At 43.5% G+C, this 21812-nt stretch carries 19 protein-coding genes; 15 read left to right on the top strand and 4 right to left on the bottom strand.

All coding sequences use genetic code 11. The annotated features are described in order from the left end of the window. Positions 1–30: 30 nt before the first annotated feature. From ACUUJN_RS18360 to ACUUJN_RS18340, 5 genes are all read left to right on the top strand, one after another. The gene (locus ACUUJN_RS18360) at positions 31–762 is read left to right on the top strand and encodes a molybdenum cofactor biosynthesis protein MoaE (RefSeq protein WP_484668782.1); all 732 of its coding nucleotides are present in this window, start codon (positions 31–33) and stop codon (positions 760–762) included. 62 nt (positions 763–824) lie between these two features. Then, complete coding sequence (locus ACUUJN_RS18355; RefSeq protein WP_484668781.1) at positions 825–1904, top strand: thiazole biosynthesis adenylyltransferase ThiF; 1080 nt, start codon at positions 825–827, stop codon at positions 1902–1904. A gap of 103 nt (positions 1905–2007) precedes the next feature. Next, positions 2008–2829: a molybdate ABC transporter substrate-binding protein gene (modA, locus tag ACUUJN_RS18350; RefSeq protein ID WP_023989565.1), complete on the top strand. Its 822-nt coding sequence runs from the start codon at positions 2008–2010 to the stop codon at positions 2827–2829. Between the two features lie 27 nt (positions 2830–2856). Beyond that, entirely contained in the window at positions 2857–3522 is a 666-nt protein-coding gene (modB, locus tag ACUUJN_RS18345; RefSeq protein WP_023989564.1) for a molybdate ABC transporter permease subunit, read from the top strand. 227 nt (positions 3523–3749) lie between these two features. Beyond that, positions 3750–5285 carry a choice-of-anchor Q domain-containing protein gene (locus ACUUJN_RS18340; protein ID WP_484669763.1) on the top strand — a complete coding sequence of 512 codons (1536 nt, stop codon included), beginning with the start codon at positions 3750–3752 and terminating at the stop codon, positions 5283–5285. A gap of 234 nt (positions 5286–5519) precedes the next feature. Here the strand turns inward: ACUUJN_RS18340 and ACUUJN_RS18335 are convergent, their stop codons facing one another. Next, entirely contained in the window at positions 5520–6830 is a 1311-nt protein-coding gene (locus ACUUJN_RS18335; protein WP_023989563.1) for an amidohydrolase family protein, read from the bottom strand. Positions 6831–6986: 156 nt separating this feature from the next. On the opposite strand from ACUUJN_RS18335, the gene ACUUJN_RS18330 reads away from it, so the two are divergent. Continuing rightward, the gene (locus ACUUJN_RS18330; RefSeq protein ID WP_023989562.1) at positions 6987–7415 is read left to right on the top strand and encodes a MarR family winged helix-turn-helix transcriptional regulator; all 429 of its coding nucleotides are present in this window, start codon (positions 6987–6989) and stop codon (positions 7413–7415) included. Positions 7416–7534: 119 nt separating this feature from the next. Then, positions 7535–7882, top strand: coding sequence for a Na-translocating system protein MpsC family protein (locus tag ACUUJN_RS18325; RefSeq protein WP_013311231.1), 348 nt, complete (start codon positions 7535–7537; stop codon positions 7880–7882). Positions 7883–7986: 104 nt separating this feature from the next. Here ACUUJN_RS18325 and ACUUJN_RS18320 read toward each other — a convergent pair whose 3' ends face one another. Further along, positions 7987–8415, bottom strand: coding sequence for a DUF4395 domain-containing protein (locus ACUUJN_RS18320; protein ID WP_023989561.1), 429 nt, complete (start codon positions 8413–8415; stop codon positions 7987–7989). A gap of 247 nt (positions 8416–8662) precedes the next feature. Here ACUUJN_RS18320 and ACUUJN_RS18315 point away from each other — a divergent pair, with 247 nt between their 5' ends. From ACUUJN_RS18315 to ACUUJN_RS18305, 3 genes are read left to right on the top strand one after another with little or no spacing between them, the layout of a single operon-like run. Further along, positions 8663–9400, top strand: coding sequence for a tRNA(His) guanylyltransferase Thg1 family protein (locus tag ACUUJN_RS18315; RefSeq protein WP_484668780.1), 738 nt, complete (start codon positions 8663–8665; stop codon positions 9398–9400). 2 nt (positions 9401–9402) lie between these two features. Continuing rightward, positions 9403–9855 (top strand): AAA family ATPase, encoded by a 453-nt coding sequence (locus ACUUJN_RS18310; protein WP_023989560.1) that lies wholly within the window; start codon positions 9403–9405, stop codon positions 9853–9855. A 10-nt stretch (positions 9856–9865) separates the two neighbouring features. Next, positions 9866–10696 (top strand): siderophore biosynthesis protein, encoded by an 831-nt coding sequence (locus tag ACUUJN_RS18305; RefSeq protein ID WP_484668779.1) that lies wholly within the window; start codon positions 9866–9868, stop codon positions 10694–10696. Between the two features lie 58 nt (positions 10697–10754). On the opposite strand, the gene ACUUJN_RS18300 is transcribed toward ACUUJN_RS18305, so the two are convergent. After that, positions 10755–11243, bottom strand: coding sequence for a hypothetical protein (locus ACUUJN_RS18300; RefSeq protein ID WP_023989558.1), 489 nt, complete (start codon positions 11241–11243; stop codon positions 10755–10757). Between the two features lie 307 nt (positions 11244–11550). Between ACUUJN_RS18300 and ACUUJN_RS18295 the strand changes: the two genes are divergently transcribed. From ACUUJN_RS18295 to ACUUJN_RS18280, 4 genes are all read left to right on the top strand, one after another. Then, complete coding sequence (locus tag ACUUJN_RS18295; RefSeq protein ID WP_341057376.1) at positions 11551–13032, top strand: Ig-like domain-containing protein; 1482 nt, start codon at positions 11551–11553, stop codon at positions 13030–13032. A gap of 272 nt (positions 13033–13304) precedes the next feature. Further along, the gene (locus ACUUJN_RS18290; protein WP_023989556.1) at positions 13305–14774 is read left to right on the top strand and encodes a transthyretin-like family protein; all 1470 of its coding nucleotides are present in this window, start codon (positions 13305–13307) and stop codon (positions 14772–14774) included. 213 nt (positions 14775–14987) lie between these two features. After that, positions 14988–15866, top strand: coding sequence for a hypothetical protein (locus tag ACUUJN_RS18285; protein WP_484668778.1), 879 nt, complete (start codon positions 14988–14990; stop codon positions 15864–15866). A gap of 193 nt (positions 15867–16059) precedes the next feature. Beyond that, a complete protein-coding gene (locus ACUUJN_RS18280) occupies positions 16060–20646 on the top strand; it encodes a fibronectin type III domain-containing protein (protein WP_484668777.1) in 4587 nt (1528 codons plus the stop codon). A gap of 55 nt (positions 20647–20701) precedes the next feature. Here ACUUJN_RS18280 and ACUUJN_RS18275 read toward each other — a convergent pair whose 3' ends face one another. Continuing rightward, positions 20702–21211 carry a discoidin domain-containing protein gene (locus ACUUJN_RS18275; RefSeq protein WP_484668776.1) on the bottom strand — a complete coding sequence of 170 codons (510 nt, stop codon included), beginning with the start codon at positions 21209–21211 and terminating at the stop codon, positions 20702–20704. A 221-nt stretch (positions 21212–21432) separates the two neighbouring features. On the opposite strand from ACUUJN_RS18275, the gene ACUUJN_RS18270 reads away from it, so the two are divergent. Beyond that, a complete protein-coding gene (locus tag ACUUJN_RS18270) occupies positions 21433–21804 on the top strand; it encodes a hypothetical protein (protein ID WP_023989552.1) in 372 nt (123 codons plus the stop codon). Positions 21805–21812 lie beyond the last annotated feature (8 nt).

Here is a 21812-nt window from a genome sequence, read left to right as displayed (position 1 = left end):
CGATAGAATAGGTGCAAGGGGGCAGATCATATGCAATACCGTATTCAGCTATTCGCAGGTATGGCGGAGCAACTTGATGATGTGATCACAGTAGAACTTTCACAGGAAACGGTGACCATGGCAGACATTCGAAAAAGGCTGAATGAGCTGTACCCGGAAGTGACTTCACAACTGCCAGGTTCTTTTTTTACCCATCATAAAAAGCTGGCTTCTCCAGATGAACTTGTGCTTCCATCAGATGCAATTGCTCTTCATCAGTCAGCACCCGGGATGGAGACGGTCGTTTCAAAATGTGGTTTATTTGCCATTACGTACGACCCGATTGATGCCGATGAAGTAACCTCAAAGGTGCTCGACCCTTCTCATGGCGCCTCGCTGACCTTTAATGGTACGACTCGGGAATTCACGCAAGGTCAGCGAACGGTGCTGCTTGAATATGAGGCGTATGTCCCGATGGCCATGAACACGATGAAGCAGATTGGTGACGAAATTGCAGAGCGTTGGCCTTCTACACGTACTGCGATTACACATCGGCTTGGCACGGTCAGAATTGGAGAGACGAGTGTGGTGATTGCTGTCTCTGCTGCACACCGCGATACTTGCTACGAAGCCAGCCGCCATGCCATTGAACAGTTAAAGCAAATCGTACCGATTTGGAAAAAGGAAGTGTGGGAGGACGGCTCAGAATGGAAGGGGCATCAGCTGGGTGGCTGGAATCCTCAAAATACCCCAAAGCTTTCGAATAAGGACGAGGACATCTGAGCTTTTAGCTTGTCTGATCAACTTGTAGCTATCAATGGATAAGTATGGAGGGTAAACCAACGATGTCAGAAATGGACAAAATCCAGAAAATAGAAGTTGCTGCACAAGCACATGCGCATGCGTCTCATGCCCGTTATTCTAGACAGGAATTATTCTCGAAAATTGGACCGACAGGCCAGCAAAATATCCGTAGTAAGCACGTGCTGATGGTGGGGGCCGGCGCACTGGGCACTGCCAATGCTGACATGCTGGTGCGAGCGGGCATCGGACGGCTGACGTTGGTAGACCGCGATTATGTAGATTGGAGCAATTTGCAGCGCCAACAGCTCTATGACGAAGCGGATGCCCGTGATCAGATCCCCAAGGCAGTGGCCGCGCAGAAGCGATTGCAGCAAATCAATTCGGACGTGGACATTCGTGCGCTAGTCCGGGACGTCTCGCTAGATGAAATCGACGATATCGCAGCAGGGGTGGATCTCATCGTAGATGCCACCGACAATTTCGATACACGTCTGCTTATGAACGATTATGCGGTCAAGCATCGAATCCCTTGGATTTACGGGGCGTGTGTGGGCAGCTATGGGACAACCTTTACCATCGTGCCAGGGCAGACACCGTGCCTGCATTGCCTGCTCGGAACCGTACCGCTCGGCGGTGCGACCTGTGATACGGTCGGTGTGATTAGCCCGGCTGTACAGATGGTGGCGGCTTATCAAAGCGCCGAGGCATTGAAGCTGCTCACCGGGAACGAATCAGCCTTACAGGGTAAGCTGATTTCCTTCGATCTGTGGAACAATCAGCATCAGGCGATCCAAATCAGCGCCATGAAGAAAGCTGATTGTCCAACATGTGGTGAGTCCCCTGTGTATCCTTTTTTACAATCGGAGCATCAGGCTAAAACGGCTGTCTTGTGCGGACGAGATACGGTTCAAATCCGCCCGGCCCCGGGTACTGTACGTGATCTGAATGAAGCGGCACGTTTGTTATCCCGTCAGGGGGGCAAGGTGGAGCATAATCCATACCTGGTATCCGTTGTTATCGGAACGCATCGAATCGTTCTTTTTCAGGATGGACGCGTCTTAATTCATGGGACGAAGGACATCGCTGAGGCGAGATCGATTTATCACAAATATTTGGGTTGACCCAATAGATTCGACCCGTTATGAGATGTACAATGTTTTCTTATTTTCGCCATCACATTTTCGTCATCTCATTTTGGAATTTATAGGATAGGGGAAGAACAAATTGAAAAAGAAATTTGGGTACATATTCACGTTCGTTGGATTGTTGGCATGGGTTCTGGCGGGGTGCTCGTCTCCGGCTGCTGTACAGTCGGCACAGTCTGCACCCAAGACAGAACTAGTCGTATCTGCCGCTGCAAGTCTTCAAGATAGTCTGAATACGCTCAAGGACCAGTATGAGAAACAGCACCCAGATATCAAACTTACCTTTAACTACGCTTCATCTGGTACATTACAAAAACAAATTGAACAAGGCGCACCCGCTGACGTATTTATTTCGGCGGGCATGAAGCAAATGAAGGCATTAACGGATGCTTCATTGGTGGAAAAGGATAACGTGTTGCTTCAAAATAAACTGGTTGTGGTTGTTCCACAAGATAAGGCGAAAAGCACAGATAACAAAAGCATTACGCTCAATGACTTGATGGGTCCTTCTTACCTGAAAGTGGCTGTTGGGGAGCCTACTACCGTTCCCGCCGGACAGTATTCCAAAGAATCGTTAACGAAGGCTGGACTATGGGACAAGCTGGAACCTAAGATGGTATTCGCCAAGGACGTAAGACAGGTATTAAATTATGTTGAAACAGGCAACGCCGATGCAGGACTCGTCTATCTGACGGATGCCAAATCATCTGATAAAACGGTCATAGCACTGGAAGTGCCTGAGGAATTGCATGCACCCATCCTGTATCCTGAAGGCATTGTAAAAGCAACCAAACACAGCCAGGAAGCAGGCGAGTTTCTTAATTTTCTACGGACAGATGAAGCTATGAGTGTGTTCAGTAAAGATGGATTTTCAGCCCCTACAGAAATGGCGGGAAAATAGAATTCACAGATAAAGGAGGGGGTTCCGTTGGATTGGTCAGCTTTTCTTCCTCCGGTTATCGTATCTGTTAAAGTTGCTGTCGTCGCCAGCATCATCGTCTTTTTATTAGCTACTGTGGTAGCGCGGATGATGGCGAACTGCACGCCGCGGAGGGGAACCAGCGTGATTGAGACCGTCCTACTTCTTCCGCTCGTTTTGCCTCCCACTGTTGTCGGCTTTATTTTGCTCATCTTGCTGGGAAGGAAAAGCTGGATTGGCACTGCCTTCGAAAGCTTGTTCCAGCAGACGATTGTATTTACATGGGGAGCTGCAGTGGTGGCGGCCGTAGTTGTTGCTTTTCCACTGGCTTACCGTACCATTAAAGCAGGTTTTGAAGCTGTAGACCCAGAGGTAGAGGAGGCTGCACGTGCGCAAGGTGCCAACGAATGGCAAGTGTTTCGCCACATTACGATGCCCCTTGCCTACCGACCACTCATTTCAGGATACATTCTCGGATTTGCCCGAGGGTTAGGAGAATTTGGCGCTACGCTGATGCTTGCGGGTAATATTCCTGAACAGACCCAAACCCTGCCTACAGCGATTTACACCGCGTCCGAGGTCGGAAATATGACACTCTCTTGGAGCTGGGTAGCTGTCATCATTTTATTCTCTTTTATTATGTTGATGCTTTCTAATCGACTGGTAAAGGATTAGTCCGTTGGAGTAAGAACATGCGTAGTCTGCCGATAGGGTAGGCTGTGTTTTATTTGTCTTGAGAAAATAAAACTCTTAGACTTCTTCATTCACTCTCCAACTCTTGGCATTTGAGGTACTGGAGACTCGCGGAAGGTCGAGGCGGTACTCCGTTTGCAGGCGTAACAGATTCGGTGAATTTTTGTGGTATAATTTACAAAAAAATAAGCAAAGGGAGATGGGGAACCATGAAGAAATTCGGGCAAATGTTTCTGGTAGGTTTAGCCATGGTTTTCGGGCTTGGTCTGGTGGCCGGAAATGTGCAACCTCCCGCTGCTTCCGCGGCCGGTACAGAATATTATGTGTCCACGAGCGGCAGCGACTCTAATGCCGGAACGAACGATGCGCCGTGGAAGACGTTGCAGCACGCGGCTGACGTGGCTCCTGCGGGCAGCACGGTTTACGTCCGAGGCGGCGTGTACAAGCAGAAATTAAAGATTACCCGCTCTGGCTCCGCTTCGCAGGGTCCAATTGTGTTCACCAACTATGGGACAGAGACCGCCATTATTGATGGCAGCGGACTTTCGGTCAGCGGGAACGAAGGGCTGATCGAACTGGCCGATGTCAATCACGTTACCGTTCAGGGGTTTGAAATCCGTAATTTTACCACTGCTTCCAAGAACACGGTGCCCGTAGGTATTTATGTCCACGGTTCGGGCGGCTTCATTAATCTGTCCAACAACAAAATCCATGACATCAAAAACACGGTCACCCCGACCGGCAAAGATCGGCTGGGCCGGGACGCTCACGGTATCGCTGTTTATGGCACGAAAGCTCCGGCTTCGATTCACGACCTTACGATCAGCGGTAATGAGCTGTACAATCTCGTGCTGGGCTCCAGCGAATCGCTCGTTTTAAACGGCAACGTGGACGGCTTTGCGGTGACCGACAACCTCATTCACGATAATGACAACATCGGGATTGATCTGATCGGTTTTGAGGGAACTGCGCCGAATACTGCTTACGATCAGGCGCGAAACGGGCTAGTGAAGAGCAACCGGGTGTATAATAATTCTGTTCAAAATAACCCATCTTACAAGAGCGATGACAACTCGGCCGGCGGTATTTATGTAGATGGAGGCAAGGACAGCATTATCGAGCAGAACTACAGTTACAACAACGACATCGGCGTCGAAATGGCCTCCGAGCATGCCGGCAAAGCCACCAGCAATATTACAGTCCGCAGCAACGTGATATATAACAACCGGCTGACTGGTATTGCCATGGGCGGTTACAATGAGGAGCGCGGCTCAACGGTAAACTGCAAGATCGTGAACAATACGCTATACAAGAACGATACATTTGACGACGGAAGCGGCCAGCTTTTGGTTCAGTACGATACGCGAAACAATGTGATCAAAAACAATATTTTCGTGGCCAGCTCCACAGATATGCTGATCTCCAATGGATACACCAAAAATTCCGGCAATGTTATGGATTATAACTTATACTTTGCTCCGAGCGGCAGTTCGGAAGCTAACTGGATCTGGAAAAATAAAGAGTATACGGGATTCTCTGCGTACAAATCGGGGACCGGCAACGATACGCATTCTCTGTTTGCCGATCCTAAATTCGTGAATGCCGCGAACAGCGACTTCCATTTGCAGTCTTCGTCACCGGCGATCGATGCCGGGAACACGGACCGTGCCATCATTGGAACACTGGATATTGACGGGAAGCCCAGAGTACAGGGAGCCGCGGTGAACATCGGTGCCTACGAGTAAGTCCTATATTTTATGACTAGTGCATAGCGAAACTATGTGGGGCCGCTGCTTGTACGTTTTTACAATGTTCCTTGCAATTAAAACACCTTCAAAGAGAATCCCCATGTCGTAAGATATGAGGATAAACTTTGGAGGTGTTTTTGCGTTGGCAACAAGATTAAGCTATCCTCGGAAAGTAAAAATGGAAGTCGTACAAATGAGATTAGATGGTTGTTTCTGTTCGAGAGGCTCTGATTAACATAGTTGTTGTACACCTTTGAACCATACGGACTTGATCGACAAGGTATCCGAGATGTTGGTTGTCGGATCACCGTTTACTAGTATAAGGTCAGCGAGCGCACCTTCGGTAATACAGCCGCGATCGTAAAGCCCAAAGCAACGGGCCGGTTTCGCAGTAGCCGACTGAAGCGCTTCTATGGGAGTAAATCCGGCCTCAACCAGCAATTGCATTTCATGATGAACGCTGGCTCCATGAGCAAGACCGCCAAGATTGGGAACAGGAACGGGGGCGACATCCGTCCCGACCAGAATATCCACACCGGCACGGTGAAGATCCATCACATTTTTAAAGCTATTCTCCAAATTGCCTTGCGGGAAAGTATGGAAGCTTGAGTTCAAAATATCGATCCATTCTGGACTTAATTTGGAATAAACACGTGAATCATTCGCCAATTCTGATGCCGGATTTCCCAGAATGGATGAGTTCAATACTAAGCACGGTATAACAAATGCGCCTGAATCCGCTATGGATTTCACCAACTCGGATGTGCATTCGGGCCTGTCGAGAAATAAGTGACCCAATCCGTCGACTCCCATATCGATGGCGGTTTGCGAAGAATCAGCCGTCAAGACGTGGGCTATGACAATTTTATCGAATTTATGGGCTTCTGCCACGGCTGCTTTTAAAATCTCGTCGCTTAAAATAGGTAGTCCAGGGGCACCCAAGACCGTCCCTTCTTCAATCATGATTTTAATATAGTCGGCGCCACTCTCCACCTGGGTATGCACATGTTTGATCGCTTCTTCCACTGTCGTCACTTGGGGCACCTCTTCGTGATCGTGAGCGTAGGCGGCTAGCATAGCTTCCCGGTCTTCCTTAGGTAACTTCTCCAATTCCTTTAATACGAACTCCGGAATTTCATCCTCATCCTGCAATAATTCATCCGGATGACCACCTGGAGCAGTGATCGCTGTGCCGGCAGAACGGACTTCGGCGACGTCATTCACGTTTTTCAACTGGATCTTGCGCCCTCTTTCTGTAAAACTGCCGTTCATTTCGAGTTCTGTCGTGACGCCGAATTTTAAAGCATCTCGTAACCCACCGATTGAAGTGTGGACATGCGCATCAATCAGGCCGGGCAATAATGTCGCATTTTCCCCATCGATGATCGTTGCATGTGTCGGAAGGTCTCCGCCTACCGAAATAATGGTTTCCCCATGGATGACAACATTTCTGGGCTCAATAACTTTTTCACCATCGAAAATACGTACATTCGTAATCGCTGTAACTTTTTCTACCGTAGAGCTTTGAGTTACATTCTTCATGTCGTTCCTCCTTAGTGTTCAATCTTAAACACTTAGAATTCTAACTATTAGTTTTATAACTGTCAATAAACTGATTTTCATTTGACAAACAGTTTAGAGATTTATATAGTTTATTTACTGACAATTAGACTTCTAATAATTTGAGGAGATATGATTATGAAAACCCAAAAGGATACGGTTTATCTGGATTTGTTTCAGATTATTGGTCTTAAGTTAAAGAAAAGAGCGGACGAGAGCATAAAAGAGTTGGGATTAAATGCTCAACAAGGAAAAATGATTAAATATATCTACGAGAATCAAGAAAATGATTTAATTCAGAAGGATCTTGCCGATCGGTTTCATCTGCGCGGAGCCAGCATTACAAGCATACTTCAAGGTCTTGAGCAAAAAGGATTCATCGAGCGCAAAATCCCGGCCAATAATGAACGGCAAAAAAATATTTATGTTTTACCAAAAGCCATTGAATTGATTGAAGCTTTTAGTGACTCTTTCCAAAAGGTGGAGGACGAAATTGTTCAAGCCCTGACCGAAGAGGAGAAGCGAATTTTAGAGGAAATGTTAATCAAAATTAATGAACGCTTATAATTGCAGATAAAATCATGTTCCAAAAATCACTTTCGCTAGTCTCTGTTTTATATGATAGGAATCGGTTATGATGGAAATAGTAATAGGGATTTTAGTAGATTTTAGGAGAGCGGTGCGATATGAGAAGGGAAACGGGTTTTAACGAAATTATTCGAAAAGTACGTAAAGAGCTGTTTGGGAAAGGCCCGGAACGCATACATACGACCTTTGTAGATAATATGGCTATCACGATGCTGTATGGAAATTTAACCCCATCTGAAAAGTTTCTAGCACAAGAAGAATCCGGGAAAGAGATGGTGCATGCAGCCCGAACCAAAATGGTTCAAAAAATATATCCCACACACTTCAATAAAGAACTGGAGGATTACATGGATTCCCGGCTGCTGCACCTCTTTTCAGATATTAAAGTGGAGGAAGATATAGCCATCTCCGTTTTTGTATTTGAAGATAATATTACTGCAAAATAAAAAGAAGGCGGAACCGACATAGCATCCATATTGTCGGAGAGTTCGGCTGCACCTTCGATTTAATTAACGATGTCCTAATGGAATGAAAAGAGAGCTGTTTCTGTTTACACGTTTTTTCTTCTTCGATATTGATATTGGGACCATTGGTAGAGAACAAAACATCCTATGCAAAAACCAAGGATAGCCACCAAGGCCGCCACCAGGACCATGGCCGAGAATACATAAGCGACAATACTCCACTGGAGCATAAATCCTACCCAAGCGACCAACAGAAAAAAGACGGCAAGAAGCTGATTAAACCTTTGCTGCTCTCGGTCCTCCTGCACATACGAGGAGGGGCTTTTCTTCAAGAAAAGCTTGGCTATCCGCATTACTGGATTGAAGTTAAAAAGGACGCCGAGCAACCCCGCGATAAGAGGAATAACTAGCACCCCATATCCCCCTGTAATCCAAGTAAAAACTACAGATAAAACAATTACCCATTGATTAGCCCTGACTAACGGACGCGGAATGGAAGATGGATTTTGGCTCATATATATCATCCTTTTCATATCGGAATAAAGTAAAATCTGGAATTATTATAGCCTAACATTTGGAGAATAGATACCAAGAAAAAATGAAAGACTCTGCAAGTCCATCTGCTAAGTTTTTTTGTCTTTCTTAATTCCTAGCGATGTATCAGCCAATTTGTTACAATTCTTATATATGTCAATTGGGGAAGATAGACATTGTTTTACTCTATGCGCAAATCACGGATCATGAAAGGAACCTACATAGTTTATGAAAAGAAATGATTTTGGAAATAGGATGAAGGAATATGAAAATGCCTATAGATTAAGCCTACCACGCCGTTTACCTGTAATCATCAGAATTGATGGTGCGCATTTTCATACCTTTACACGTGGGATGACGAAACCTTTTGATGAGAAACTAATTTTTGCATTATGGGAGACGTGTAAATATTTGGCCTATAACATTATGGGATGTAAACTGGTGTATCATCAGAGCGATGAAATTTCACTGCTTCTTACGAATTATGACAAATTAACGACGCAATCCTGGTTTGAAAATAATCTTCAAAAGATGGTGTCCATATCTGCTTCTCTGACTACAGCCAAATTTAATGAGGAGATCCAAAAGGTTTACCCAGGTCAGCCTTTAGCCACTTTTGATGCGAGAGCATGGGTCTTGCCCCAGGATGAGGTTACAAACTACTTTCTATGGAGACAGCAAGATGCTACTAAAAACAGCATTTCTATGGTGGCTCAAGCCCATTTCAGGCATTCAGAATTAGAAGGATTGAACGGAAATCAGCTACAAGACAAGCTTTTTGTGGAAAAAGGGATAAACTGGAACGATATTCCAGTCTGGCAAAAGCGGGGAATTTGCATTACCAAACAACAGTACAACAAAGGCGAAGCCGTCAGAAGCAAGTGGGATGTTGATCATGAGACACCGATTTTTTCACAGAATAGAGATTATATTAACCAATATGTATACTTGGACAAGGATGTGTAGATTTGGAGTGTGTCATTTTTATAGGAATTCAGGCTTCGGGCAAGTCGACATTTTATAAAGAACATTTCTTCAAAACACATATGCGAATAAACCTTGATATGCTTAAAACACGGAATAGGGAAAATATTTATCTACATGCCTCCATCGAAACAATGCAGCGCTTTGTTGTAGATAATACAAATGCCACTGTTATAGAACGGAAGAAATATATAGATGCTTGTATAAATAAGGGATTTAAAATTATTGGCTACTATTTTGAGCCCGATTTTGCAGAATCTATTAAGCGTAATGAGCAGCGCACAGGCAAAGAGTATATTCCTGAAATCGGTATTAAAAGTGTAATGAGTAAACTAGAGATCCCAAGCTACGAAGAAGGATTTGATGAACTCTATAGTGTGATTTCCAATGAAGGAACGTTTCAGATCAGAAGGCTGCCGGAAAACCATTCAATATAGGGGGAGTACCATGAACATACCTGAGAGATTCATCAAACGTTTTCCAGCATACGAGGACGTATTTGCCAGCGATCTTGAACATCATCGCAAGCACTTTCTGCCGATTTGCTCGATTAATCTTCAGTTTTTATTCCCGGAGCAGGACGAGTGGCTGCATTTTGTTTCCGTAAAAGAAATACACGAAGGCTGTGTGGGTGAAAATACTCAGCAATTTCATACCTCATATACCAAGGAAGATATGCTGGGTTTCGATGTAATTGACGGCAAATACAAATTCGAAGCGGACTGGAATTATTTTAGCCTTCATCAGAAAGAGCAATTGGAAGCCACCTATGAAGCGCTGAAATCTACCGGGGATAAAGCGTACCTACGTATGAAGAGAGAAGTTATGGCGTTGGACGGACTGGAACAGGTGTACATGGCTAATGAACAAGACTACCAAGCTCGCAAAGCATTTTTCCTGGAAAACAATAAAATTTATCCATATTCCTCCTTTGGGGAGACCAAAAAGTCTGTGGAAGAGCTCACCCGTGATTTTGAGGAAAAGCAAAGCAGCGGTTGGGGGCTGAGTTTCCCTGAAGTTAACGGAATTTTGGATGATATCGCTTTTCAGTCTGACAAGGCTCAAAGTTACATCAAGGAATATGACGAATCTCTGGAAGAGATGCTCCAATTCGAGCAAACCAACCTGCTTCATGTACCTAAATGTCCCAATGGTGAGACTTTTGCCTATATCGGTTCCATTACCGGGTATTATTTTCAAGCGTGTGGGGCGGATACCGTCTATTTATTTTACGACCAAGAATTAAGTAAAGCGGTAATTTGCTTCGAATATTCATAAGTGAGGATTTTGCAAAATCCTGAAGTATAAAAAAACTCCCATAAAGGGAGTTTTTTATTTATTTCTTATTCATCTCCACATCATGCTCTTTAGCAAGTGTGTTGACTTGTTCACCAAAATCTCTGAATAGCTTTCTACCTTCGCTGAGCTTGGTGTTACTTTCATTGACTAAGTTCAGATCCTGTTTATCCAACGCATCGAGCATCTTAATGAAGGCTTCCTTTTGAGTACTGGCGGCCTTGATGTAGGTTTCGTGGACGGCTCTTACCTCAGGAGTTTCCGTCTTTACAGCTTCTAACTTATCAACAAATTTGGTGTATTCCGGGATGATATCGTCTTTTAAAGCATTATATAGTGTAACATCATCTGTAAAGTTATCTCCAGTCACAGCTTCATACTTATCAGTAACTGCTTTTTCATCTTGTGCCAAAGGAAGCATTCCATCATTTACATACGTGATTAAATCTTTTTTTATCGGATCGGTAGAGCAGGCTGCCAAAATGGAGAAGCAACATAATACTAACATAAACACGCTAAGTTTTTTCATCTGTATTCCCCTTTTTTATGTATGTTATGGGTAATTCGATTTATTTAATAGTCTTAAAGAACTATCCATATTATTTGATTATATCGTATAAATAAGAGAATGGTAGGATTTTTATGGTAAAATAGTGTCGAAATTAAGTTGATTAACCTAAACCTATTCACATGGAATTACAAATAAGAATGTTTTAAGAAGTATATTCCATTTGAACCAGAATTACTTTATGATAGAAAAGGACATCCTAGAATTTCCCTGTATATATTTGGAGAATGGTTGATTTTTTTTAATACATTTGAGAGGAGATTTCAGTATGCAAAGATTTAAAAAGGTGGTTTCAGTTACACTAAGCTCAATGCTCCTGCTTTCATTCGGTATGACGGCGAACGCGAGTGCAAGCCCAGAGGTGAAGACGGATCAAACGATTCAAGCAGTTTCCAATGTGCAGCTAACAACTGATAAGGAAAGTGTTATTGAACAATTAACACGCGCGGACAAGCCTGCCAGTATCACAGATTCGGTGTACACCATTACAGAAAATATTAACTTGGCGACACCACAGAAATCTGTATTGAAAAAGAGAGTTACCCCTTCGCTCAAAGCCAGTGCAAACTCAGTATCATCTAAAGCCGCAGCGACCGTAGCGACAGCGTCCACTGCTACATATTCCGGTACGATTACAGAAGAGGGAGGCACACAGTTTTTATATCCGATCTATTTGCAGCCGGGTGAATTGTTACAGGCTCAGTTGGATGGTCCATTTTCAGCCCAGCTTGACTATGACTTATACCTGTATGAGTTTGATATGGCGACAGGCGATATTAATTCCAATCCAATAGATGTTTCCAACTACGGGAATTATGTTAACAATTATGAGCAAGGAGCTGCTTCTCTTCCTGAAAACGTAGGAGCTCGCAACTCGATCGGAGCTGAAAAGGCTTACGCGCTTGCGGTTCATGCCAAGAAGGGGGCTAGCATTAATGACCTTTTCTATTTAACTGTAGCAGTAAGCTCCAACTATGATGCCTATGAGCCGGATGACAGTGCCTTTCATGCTTATAATTTTACTGTTAACGACAAAGGCTCCTCGATTAACTTCCGCACCATCCATTCCGCTATAGACAACGATTGGTATCAAGTTACAGTACCGGCCGGCCGTAATTATGATGCATTAAATGTGAAGCTGGACAGCACTTCGGAAAGCTATGGGTACAAAGCGGAAGTATATGCAGCTCTTACTGGCAATCAAATGGTGCTTCTACCGCAAACCAATCATAATGTTACCCTAAACACAGGGATCTACTATGTACGAGTGCACAGCACAAGTCAGTATTCAGCCGACCATTTGTATACACTATCGATTAAACCAGTGCTTCGAGCTGGCAAAATTGAAATTACCGGCTATAACTCCAATGGCTATTATGATTATCCGACATATTCTTACGGTCGTCATTATCGTATTAACGGAGGCAGCAGTCTGATCGTGAACGGTGTTGTGAAAACAACAGATGGTCAACTGGTTCCCAATGCTCCTGTCACGGTCGTATGGCTGGATAAGAACTGGACCGAGAGCAGCGGTAACCGTACGAGAACGGCTTCTACGTACACCGATGATAGCGGTAAATTCAGTGTGACCCTTTCTCTTCCACAATCGACAGGAAAAAATGTAGATTATATAAGTGAAATTGGTTCCACACACTACTATGATCTTACAGGAGTTGCCGCTCAGGTCGATGGAACTTCGATTAGTGCGACGGACATTGTTTATCTGTTTGCTTATAGCTTGCGAAATTAAGATATGCTTTAATGTAGTTTTGATTCATGAGAGTCGCTTTTTTTGAATGGTTAGCTGAGGCTTTCCATTTCTGAAAGAGCGACTTTTCATGTTTATTCACCAAGAATAAGAAAATGGTCTTGTTTTCATAGATTACAAATAGAAATTGTTTTGCATAATATATTCCAATAGAACCAAAGATGATTTATGATAGAGCCATACAGCCTAGAAATCACCCTGGTTTATCCGGGGATAGCGGGAATTCCTTAAACCATTTGAGAGGGGATTTCAGTATGAAGAGGTTCAAAAAGGCTATTGCAGTTATGTTAAGCATGATGCTCCTGTTTGCTTTCGGAATGACTGCGAATGCGAGTGAAAGTACGGAGGCTACATCGGATCAAGCGATTAAAGTGGAATCCGATATTCAGCTAACAACTGGAAATGAAGACGTGATTAAGCGTTTAACGCGAGCAGACAAGCCAGACAACGTTACGTCTTCGGTTTATGTCATGCAAGAAAATCTCAACTTCAAGACACCAGAGACAACATCATTGAAAAGGGAACCCATTTCTTCGCTGAAGGCAAACCCAATGGCTGCATCAGCCACAGTTTCCTCTGCTACGTATTCCGGTACGATTACGCAAGAGGGAGGCACACAATTTTTATATCCGATCTATTTGCAGCCTGGTGAATTGTTGCAGTCCCAGTTGGATGGTCCATTTTCAGCCCAGCTTGACTATGACTTATACTTATATGAGTTTGATATGACGACAGGTGACATTAATCCTAATGCCATTGACGCATCCACCTATGGTACTTATTTTAACAATTATGAACAGGGGGCTGCCTCACTTCCTGAGAACGTAGGAACCCGTAACGCTACCGGATATGAAAAGGCATATGCGATTGCTGTTCATGCCAAAAAGGGTTCCAGCATCAATGATCCTTTCTATCTAACGGTCGATACAAGCTCCAGCTACGATGCATATGAACCAGATGAGAGTGCTTTCCATGCCTATAACTTTACCTTTAGTACGGGCGGTTCATCGCTTAATTCACGCTCCATTCATTCAGGCATTGATAATGACTGGTACCAAGTTACGATCCCTGCCAGCCGCAATTATGATGCTTTGAACGTAAAGCTTGATAGTGTTTCGGACGGTTATGGCTACAAAGCGGAAGTCTACGGAGCTCTTACAGGAAACCAAATGGCGCTTTTGCCGCAAACGAACCATAATGTCAGCTTAAATACAGGAACCTACTATGTGCGAGTGTACACAACCAATCAGTATTCACCCAATCATTTATACACACTTACACTGAAGCCAGTGCTTCGGGCTGGCAAAATTGAAATTACCGGCTATGATTCTGTTAATGGTCCTAATGATTATCCGAACTACTCATATGGTCGTCATTATCGGGTTAATCAACGCAGCAACCTTACCGTGAAGGGGGTAGTTAAGACAACTGATGGTTATCCAGTGGCAAATGCGCCTGTTGATGTGACTTGGTTGAATCAGAACTGGACTGAAAGCAGCGGAAATCGTACTCGTACAGGCACAGCTTATACGGACCAGAATGGAGCCTTTAGTGTGACTCTTTCCCTGCCATCTTCCACTGGAAGTATAGCGGAATACCTGTCTGGAGCCATCAGTTTTACACACTACTATGATCTATCAGGGGTAGCCGTTCAGGTGTCAGGTACTTCGATTATAGACACAGATATTGTATATCACTTTGCCTATAGTATTTATGGCGGCTGATGGACGGGTTATTAAGCTAACACTTAAGGTAACTTGTTGCTTGAATATTTTATATCTGAAACAAAAGTAGTTCGTTTCAATATTTGTTCAATTTTAGGACAAAGCATATGTTCATTCCATATATGCTTTGTCCGATATATATAGAAACAGGGTCACATTACACTATACATACGCCTTAGATTGCCTGTTACAAACATGACAGGAGGAAATAGAATGAATTTTGGACCTCTTAGAGCACAGCAAGCGATTCTTAATGCAAGTAGCTTACGGATCAATCCGACAAGCAAGCAAGCTCCACCACCCCAGCTTCATGAAGAACAGGTCTCCAGAGTGGTAGTTCAAGACTCCGTGGAGATTAGTGAAGCCGGTAGACAGTTGGCGGAAGGAGCTATTGTATCACAGGCTGCCAAGTATTTCGGTACAACACAGATCAATGATTCATTAAACCGGGTTTTGGAAGGTCAGCCAGAAGAAGTGTCTAATGCAGTGTACAGTATGATTGAATCTAATTTTATCGTCGACGGAACAGTAACGGATGAGAGTCAACGAGCTGTGCTGCTGGAGATGGGAGTTACTCAATCCAAGTATATTGCCGATCATTACATGGAAGGCGACAAGGCCAAAGAGTTTCTGGAAACCATGAACCAGATTGCTAGTATTGCTTTGACACGATCCACTGATCCAGAGACCGGAGATATTAGCTACACGACTCCAATAGATCGTCCGTCAGGTGCTCCTGAGGATTATGTCAAGCTGTCGGAAGTGATGAAGCAGGTTGATCCTCAAAAATATACTGCGTACATGAATGATATTAAAGGTGGAGGAACTGGGCTGAGCCAACTGTTAAATTTTGCGCAAAAGGTTCCTCAACATCCCGATTGGATTGAGAAATACAAGGAACGTACGGGACAGAACGCAGAGTTGCTCAATAACACACCGCTAAACAATCGGTTTGACAAAGCGGATACGACATCAGCTTCTGCTTTTATGAACAGTATGCAAAATCTTCTTAAGGAATCTTCCGCTACTCAGGATTCTTACATGCAGAATATGCAAGGATTTTTTCGGAACTTAGGCGTTCAGGTCCATTAACACTTTCAAATAATTTGTCAGTTCTGTTTACAACTTGCTCGGAACGAAGTATAATAGCTTCAAAACATACTCGTGATATAGAGGAAGCACCTCAAACTTAGGCATTAACGCCTTCGTTTGAGGTGCTTTTTCTATTTTATCCGAAGCGAGTTTGTAAAACTCTTTGAAAATAAAATAAAGTAAGGAGAAGTGTATGTATCGAAAAAATAAGCGAAAGGTAAGGAAGTATAGGAAGTGGGTGTACGGATTTTTGGCTGTAGTCCTACTATTAACGATAATTCCCATATTTCCGGAAAGGGTATCAGCTGCTACTCAGGAGATCATGGGAGGACCTTTTTGCCAAAACAATTTGCCGGGTGGAGGCGACAGTTGGGGCTCTTGGTCAGGAAGTGGGATAGGAGCAACGGAAGTATACACTGGCATGGGTTCGGCCAGGTATAAATGTGATGGTACTACGCAGCCGACAAATCGTTTTATTGATATTGGAAGATCTATTAAGACTTCTGATTATAGAATTTTTGTTTACATTGAAGGGTCGTATCATACTGATATATATACATCTAATAACGCAGCAGGCGACAGTTGGAGGCCTAACGGAACGAACTTATACACATGGACTAATGTAACGAAATTCTATGCCGATAGATTTTACCAGGGAAAATGGATAGATATCACCGACTCTATTACATTAAGGGATGTTCGATATTTCAGAGCGATGGGAACTAACCAACAGACAAGCAATGAAATATCCAAGTTTGGAATCCGTGTTATTCCCAAATCGGATTTCATGCCTAAACCACCGCAGATTCATGCAGGCGCTGAGGGCCAGGCTGTCACAGAATGGACCAAAGAACCTGTAACCGTGTGGATAAATGGGGACGTGGCTCCTGAAGGGCTAAAATACTATGAATATAGCCTGAATGGAGGAGCATTCCAGCCATACACAGGTCCCTTTACTGTATATGATCACGGTGTAAATACGATCTATGCCCGGACAGTAGACGTGAATAACCAGTATAGTGGTCTTTCTTCCGGGAATGTCCGAATAGACAAGATGCCACCAACTCCACCCATCCTAAACGCAACGGGAAACAGTAATGACTATACGATTTCATTACAACCGGGAACAGACGATTATTCTGGACTAGCCCATACTCAATTTCGTTTGACGGGCGTTGTGAATCAAGATTGGCAGGACTATGATGGAGTGTTTCATGTGAATAAAGATGGCAAAAGCACGGTACATGCACGCTCCATTGACGGCGTCGGTAATGTGAGCCAAGAAGTAAGCAAAGAAGTCACCATTGATAAAAAGGGACCGACTGCTCCTGTCATCCGGGCTAGTGAAACAGGCCCAACGAACCATGATGTGAATATTACCATTGATTCAGGAAGTGACCTTACAAATGGAATTAAGATGACACAGTATCGCTTGATTCCATCAGGGGAGTGGTTGACCTACAAGGGTACTTTTACATTAAATGCAGAAGGGATTTACGAATTATCAGCGCGGACGATCAATAATCTCGACGTGTCTAGTCCAATCGTGACTCAATCGGTCATGATTGATCGAACCAAGCCAACGCCTCCGAAAGTTACGTTTTCCGAGGTGACGATACCTACCGGATATACCAATAAGCCAGTGCAGTTTACTCTATCGGGTGCGACGGATACTACAGCAGTACATTATGAATATCAATTGGGTTCTGGCACCTATGTGTCTGGTTCGTCTGGAATATTAAATGGTTCGGGTATCGTAAAATTGACTGCTCAAGCTGTAGATGCAGCTGGGAATCGAAGTGATCCAGTATCCGCAATATCTTATATTGATTTGGAACCACCGACGATTCAACTGACGCCGGATTCGCGTGAATGGAAAGATACCCATATTCATGTGAGGATACGATATGCCGATCAGCATTCGGGGATTGAGTCATCCACAATGCAGTATAAAATCACGAACAGCCCTGATTCACCAGAAAACTGGGATGCTTCAGCCGATACAACAATCCAGATGGATCTTTCAGATGAAGGTGAATGGTATGTTCATGCCAAGGTCAAAGACAGGGTGGGTAACATTTATGAAACGGTCAGCAGTGCACTTCGCATTCAAAGGCAGCCCCAGTCGGTTGTGCTCTCTGCGACATCCATACGAAATACAGAAGCTGATTTGCAGTGGACTCTCCCGTCTGGTCTTGATGATGGTTACGTTTATACAGTCCGAAATCTAACAACTAATGAGGTTTGGGATGTTACGCATCCGACAAATTCTTTTACAGATAGAGGGCTACAAGGAGGACGGCAATACGAATATGAAGTGCGTTCTAGTAATCATGTGGGAGGTAATGCGTATTCTAATCGAGTCCATATATTAACGTTACCTGATGCCCCTGAGCATATCCAGTTACGACCTGTCTCTCGTCATTCTGCAGAAATCATGGCTGACTTTACGCCAGTCTCATCAGCTAACAAATATAATATTACAGCAGCAGACGTAAGTACGGGAGAAATCATATTTAAGGATACGGTTACACAGGATGTGTATAATCCAATTACGGGAATCAAGCCTGGTAAATATTACGATGTTTCTGTATCAGCTATTAATGACACTGGAGAGGGTACAGCAAAGCATGTATCTTTTCTAAGTCTACCAGACAGCCCGAACGGATTCCGAAATGTAACTGTAAGAGAAGATGGAATCGACTTGAAGTGGAATTCTGTAATCACTGCCACCTACTACGCCCTAGAACGTGACGAAGTATCGGTTTATAAAGATGTGTATACAGAATTCACCGACACTGATCTTCAGGCGGGAACTGAGTATGGTTATAACGTTTCCGCTGAAAATGCAACAGGATTCGGAGACTATGCTCATCTGGGAGTCATCACTTTACCTGATCGAGTAGCTACATTATCGAGTGTGACGAAGGATGTGTATGCTATCGGTGTTTCGTGGCAGGATGTGCAGGGGGCTGAAGGATACATCTTGAATGTTAACGATGAACCGAAGGTGCGGGTTGCGCGTGGTATCCACTCGTATACTTTTGAGGGCTTGCCTGCTGGTAGATCTGCCAATATTAAAATACAAGCCTACAATCGAAGTGGCACGGGTAAAGATACATCTATCAACGCATTAACACTACCTGATTCGGCTATACAACTTGCAACTGTAGATGTTTGCGAGCACGATGCCACATTAATATGGGCCCCAGTTGATGGGGCAACTCAATATAAGGTAACGATCAACGGTCAAAATTATTATAGTACGGAACCACGTGTGGTTGTTTCTGGTTTAACAGGTGGGAGAAACTATGATTTTCAAGTGAGCAGTGGGAACAGTAGTGGTTTCAGCCAGCCAGCGTTGGGTGACCTGCTGACACTTCCTCCTGAAGTACAAAATGTTAATGTTACAGCACTTGAGGGTGGCCAGATTTCACTGAGCTGGGAAGAAATCAAGAGCGCTTATCAATATACTGTAACCCGTAAAGATACGGGGGAAGTTTTTAACACCAGAGATGCTCATATTAAACTTTCAGATATCCAGCCTGGTATGATTTACTCGTTTGGTATACAGGCTGTGAATACAACGGGGGAAGGTAATACAGCTCCCTTCACGTATCGCGCTTTACCAGGTCAAATACCAGACAATAGATTGACAGTGAAAGAAGTAACAGATACCGATTTGGTTGTTACGTGGAAAGAAGCTTCGGGTGCAGATGCTTACAATGTCTACCAAAACGAGGTGCTTATCGGTCATACGACCACCCATGAATTTAAAGTAGATGGATTGGACAGTTCTACAGTGTATCGTATTACCATTAAGCCAGTGAACACAAGTGGTGAAGGTAAGCAGACAGAAGGTCAGGTCGAGACGCTGCCGTCTCCAGCGTTTGCGTTTTTGAAGACGGAAACAACGAATAGTGAATTTATCATCCATTGGGAATCAGACCATGAGAATGATATTTTCGTCCTTGCCAGTGAAGGAGGAACAGAGCTATATCGTGGTAAGGATCGAAGCTATATCTGGAGACAACTTAAAGAGAAGCAGTTGTATACAGTTCAACTTTGGGCAGAAAATAGTCAAGGAAAACGCACAGAGGCAAAACAAGCGCATGGAAAAACAACGGGTAATACTGTGGACGTAGGTGGCGGAGCAGGAGGGGCGGAGAGTGTAAAACCGATTCAGCCTGTTATAAAGGAACCGATAGAAACAGAGCACATTCAGGATTCAACCGTTGAGAAGAAGCCAAATCATTTTAGTGACATTGATCGGATATTTAATAAAGAAAAAATAAATGTGCTTGCCGATTTGGGTATAGTAAAGGGAATAACCCACACGCTGTTTGAGCCGAACAGACCTGTAACGCGTATGGAGTTCACTTCTATGCTGGTCCGTTCCTTGAAATTACCGCTCGAAACAGATGTGACTTTAGGTTTCGAGGATATCAATCCATCGGCGTGGTACGTTGATCTTCTCAAAACGGCGATTAAAGATCAGGTCGCTCGCGGGTTTAGTAATAGAGAATTTGGCCCAGATCGGGTCATTAACCGTGAGCAGGCGGCTAAAATGGTGAATAACATTATCAAGGCTACACCACAGCAAGAAAGCAGTGCATACTCGGATTCCTCTCAAATTGTCGAGTGGGCCAGAAAGGATGTACTTGGTCTAACGGAGATAAATTTAGTACAAGGATATCCAGATGGTAGCTTTCGGGCCAAGCAGGAGGTCACACGTGCGGAAGCGGCTGAGATGATTTATAACATGCTTCAAATGAAATAGAACGAATCAAGGGGCGGCGTTGGCCAGCCCCTTTTTTTGTGTGTACTAACTTAACTTATTCCGCAATAGCGGGGTTTATATTGGATGCTCTGTAGGCAGGAACGCCATTAATGAGTGCGGTTTTTAGCTGAATATATCGTATACCATAATAGGAGGTTGTACTACTCATCCCGGATGAAAGTACAATTATTTTATAATATGAAAAAGGAATCTCATTACTAAATTGATAGGTTGTTTTTGCAGTGGTTGGCAAAGCTTCGACTTCACCTAACCTAAACCAATTTTCTCCGTCATTAGAGCCGTGAAAAGAAGATGAAAGTATAAAAGCTCGAGAAGATGGCTGAGCTAAAAGAATATCATTGATTGTCTTACCTGTATCTAATTTGAAGATGATTTCTCCACCTTTACCGCTTAAACTACTTTCCCAATATAGATTATTATCGATTAAAACATTTTTCGGAAAAGTATTTTTAGAATCTCCGTTCGTTGAAACATTTTCCTCTGCTATAACAACAGGATCCACGGAAAAAGTATAGTCGTCTGGATTTTGACTGAATTTTGCCATGTTGAAATTCCTCCTTAAGTTTAATTTTTGAATGTGTCGAAAAGGTTGATTCATATCATTTATATGAAACTCTCTATGAATATATTCCTTGATGATGGAATGCATACTAGTGTTTAAGCGGTCCAACATCATAATAGCAAAGCAAGTTCATTGTGGGCGGGGGGTTGCATGTTTAGAATATAAATAACTAGTTGAGGTGCGAGAAAGGAAATGGATAGAATATGAAAATATACACTTATTATTTGGGAGATGGCATTTTCCCTTTGGATTGGGAAGTTTGTTTTAGTACTGTTGAGGAATATAAAAGAAAATTATTTGAGAAGTACACCGCTTCCCAAGAATATAATGATTTTGTAATAGGTGGATTTAATGTGCTTACCGACAAAATAGATGCGATTCTGAATTATGCTTTAGAGAACTTTCGAAAAGAATTTCCTCATAATTATGAGTTGCGTTGTCCGGCTATGATATTTCCGTTGCCAAGAGGCGATGAAAGTAATGGTGCTGAGTTTGCTATTATTTTAAAACGAGATGAAGATGGAGATACAATGGTCTATTCGCCACTTCCATTGTCATATTTAGAAAGAAGTTAATACTCTAC

Source organism: Paenibacillus sp. LRG-1, from assembly GCF_057220305.1.
This window is presented reverse-complemented; position numbering and strand designations above follow the sequence as displayed.

What these genes read in the sequence shown, in the direction of transcription:
- ACUUJN_RS18360 (WP_484668782.1), top strand. Translation starts at nt 31, where the DNA reads ATGCAATACCGTATTCAGCTATTCGCAGGTATGGCGGAGCAACTTGAT.
- ACUUJN_RS18355 (WP_484668781.1), top strand. Translation starts at nt 825, where the DNA reads ATGTCAGAAATGGACAAAATCCAGAAAATAGAAGTTGCTGCACAAGCA.
- ACUUJN_RS18340 (WP_484669763.1), top strand. Translation starts at nt 3,750, where the DNA reads ATGAAGAAATTCGGGCAAATGTTTCTGGTAGGTTTAGCCATGGTTTTC.
- ACUUJN_RS18335 (WP_023989563.1), bottom strand. Translation starts at nt 6,830, where the DNA reads ATGAAGAATGTAACTCAAAGCTCTACGGTAGAAAAAGTTACAGCGATT.
- ACUUJN_RS18330 (WP_023989562.1), top strand. Translation starts at nt 6,987, where the DNA reads ATGAAAACCCAAAAGGATACGGTTTATCTGGATTTGTTTCAGATTATT.
- ACUUJN_RS18325 (WP_013311231.1), top strand. Translation starts at nt 7,535, where the DNA reads ATGAGAAGGGAAACGGGTTTTAACGAAATTATTCGAAAAGTACGTAAA.
- ACUUJN_RS18320 (WP_023989561.1), bottom strand. Translation starts at nt 8,415, where the DNA reads ATGAGCCAAAATCCATCTTCCATTCCGCGTCCGTTAGTCAGGGCTAAT.
- ACUUJN_RS18315 (WP_484668780.1), top strand. Translation starts at nt 8,663, where the DNA reads ATGAAAAGAAATGATTTTGGAAATAGGATGAAGGAATATGAAAATGCC.
- ACUUJN_RS18305 (WP_484668779.1), top strand. Translation starts at nt 9,866, where the DNA reads ATGAACATACCTGAGAGATTCATCAAACGTTTTCCAGCATACGAGGAC.
- ACUUJN_RS18300 (WP_023989558.1), bottom strand. Translation starts at nt 11,243, where the DNA reads ATGAAAAAACTTAGCGTGTTTATGTTAGTATTATGTTGCTTCTCCATT.
- ACUUJN_RS18295 (WP_341057376.1), top strand. Translation starts at nt 11,551, where the DNA reads ATGCAAAGATTTAAAAAGGTGGTTTCAGTTACACTAAGCTCAATGCTC.
- ACUUJN_RS18290 (WP_023989556.1), top strand. Translation starts at nt 13,305, where the DNA reads ATGAAGAGGTTCAAAAAGGCTATTGCAGTTATGTTAAGCATGATGCTC.
- ACUUJN_RS18285 (WP_484668778.1), top strand. Translation starts at nt 14,988, where the DNA reads ATGAATTTTGGACCTCTTAGAGCACAGCAAGCGATTCTTAATGCAAGT.
- ACUUJN_RS18280 (WP_484668777.1), top strand. Translation starts at nt 16,060, where the DNA reads ATGTATCGAAAAAATAAGCGAAAGGTAAGGAAGTATAGGAAGTGGGTG.
- ACUUJN_RS18275 (WP_484668776.1), bottom strand. Translation starts at nt 21,211, where the DNA reads ATGGCAAAATTCAGTCAAAATCCAGACGACTATACTTTTTCCGTGGAT.
- ACUUJN_RS18270 (WP_023989552.1), top strand. Translation starts at nt 21,433, where the DNA reads ATGAAAATATACACTTATTATTTGGGAGATGGCATTTTCCCTTTGGAT.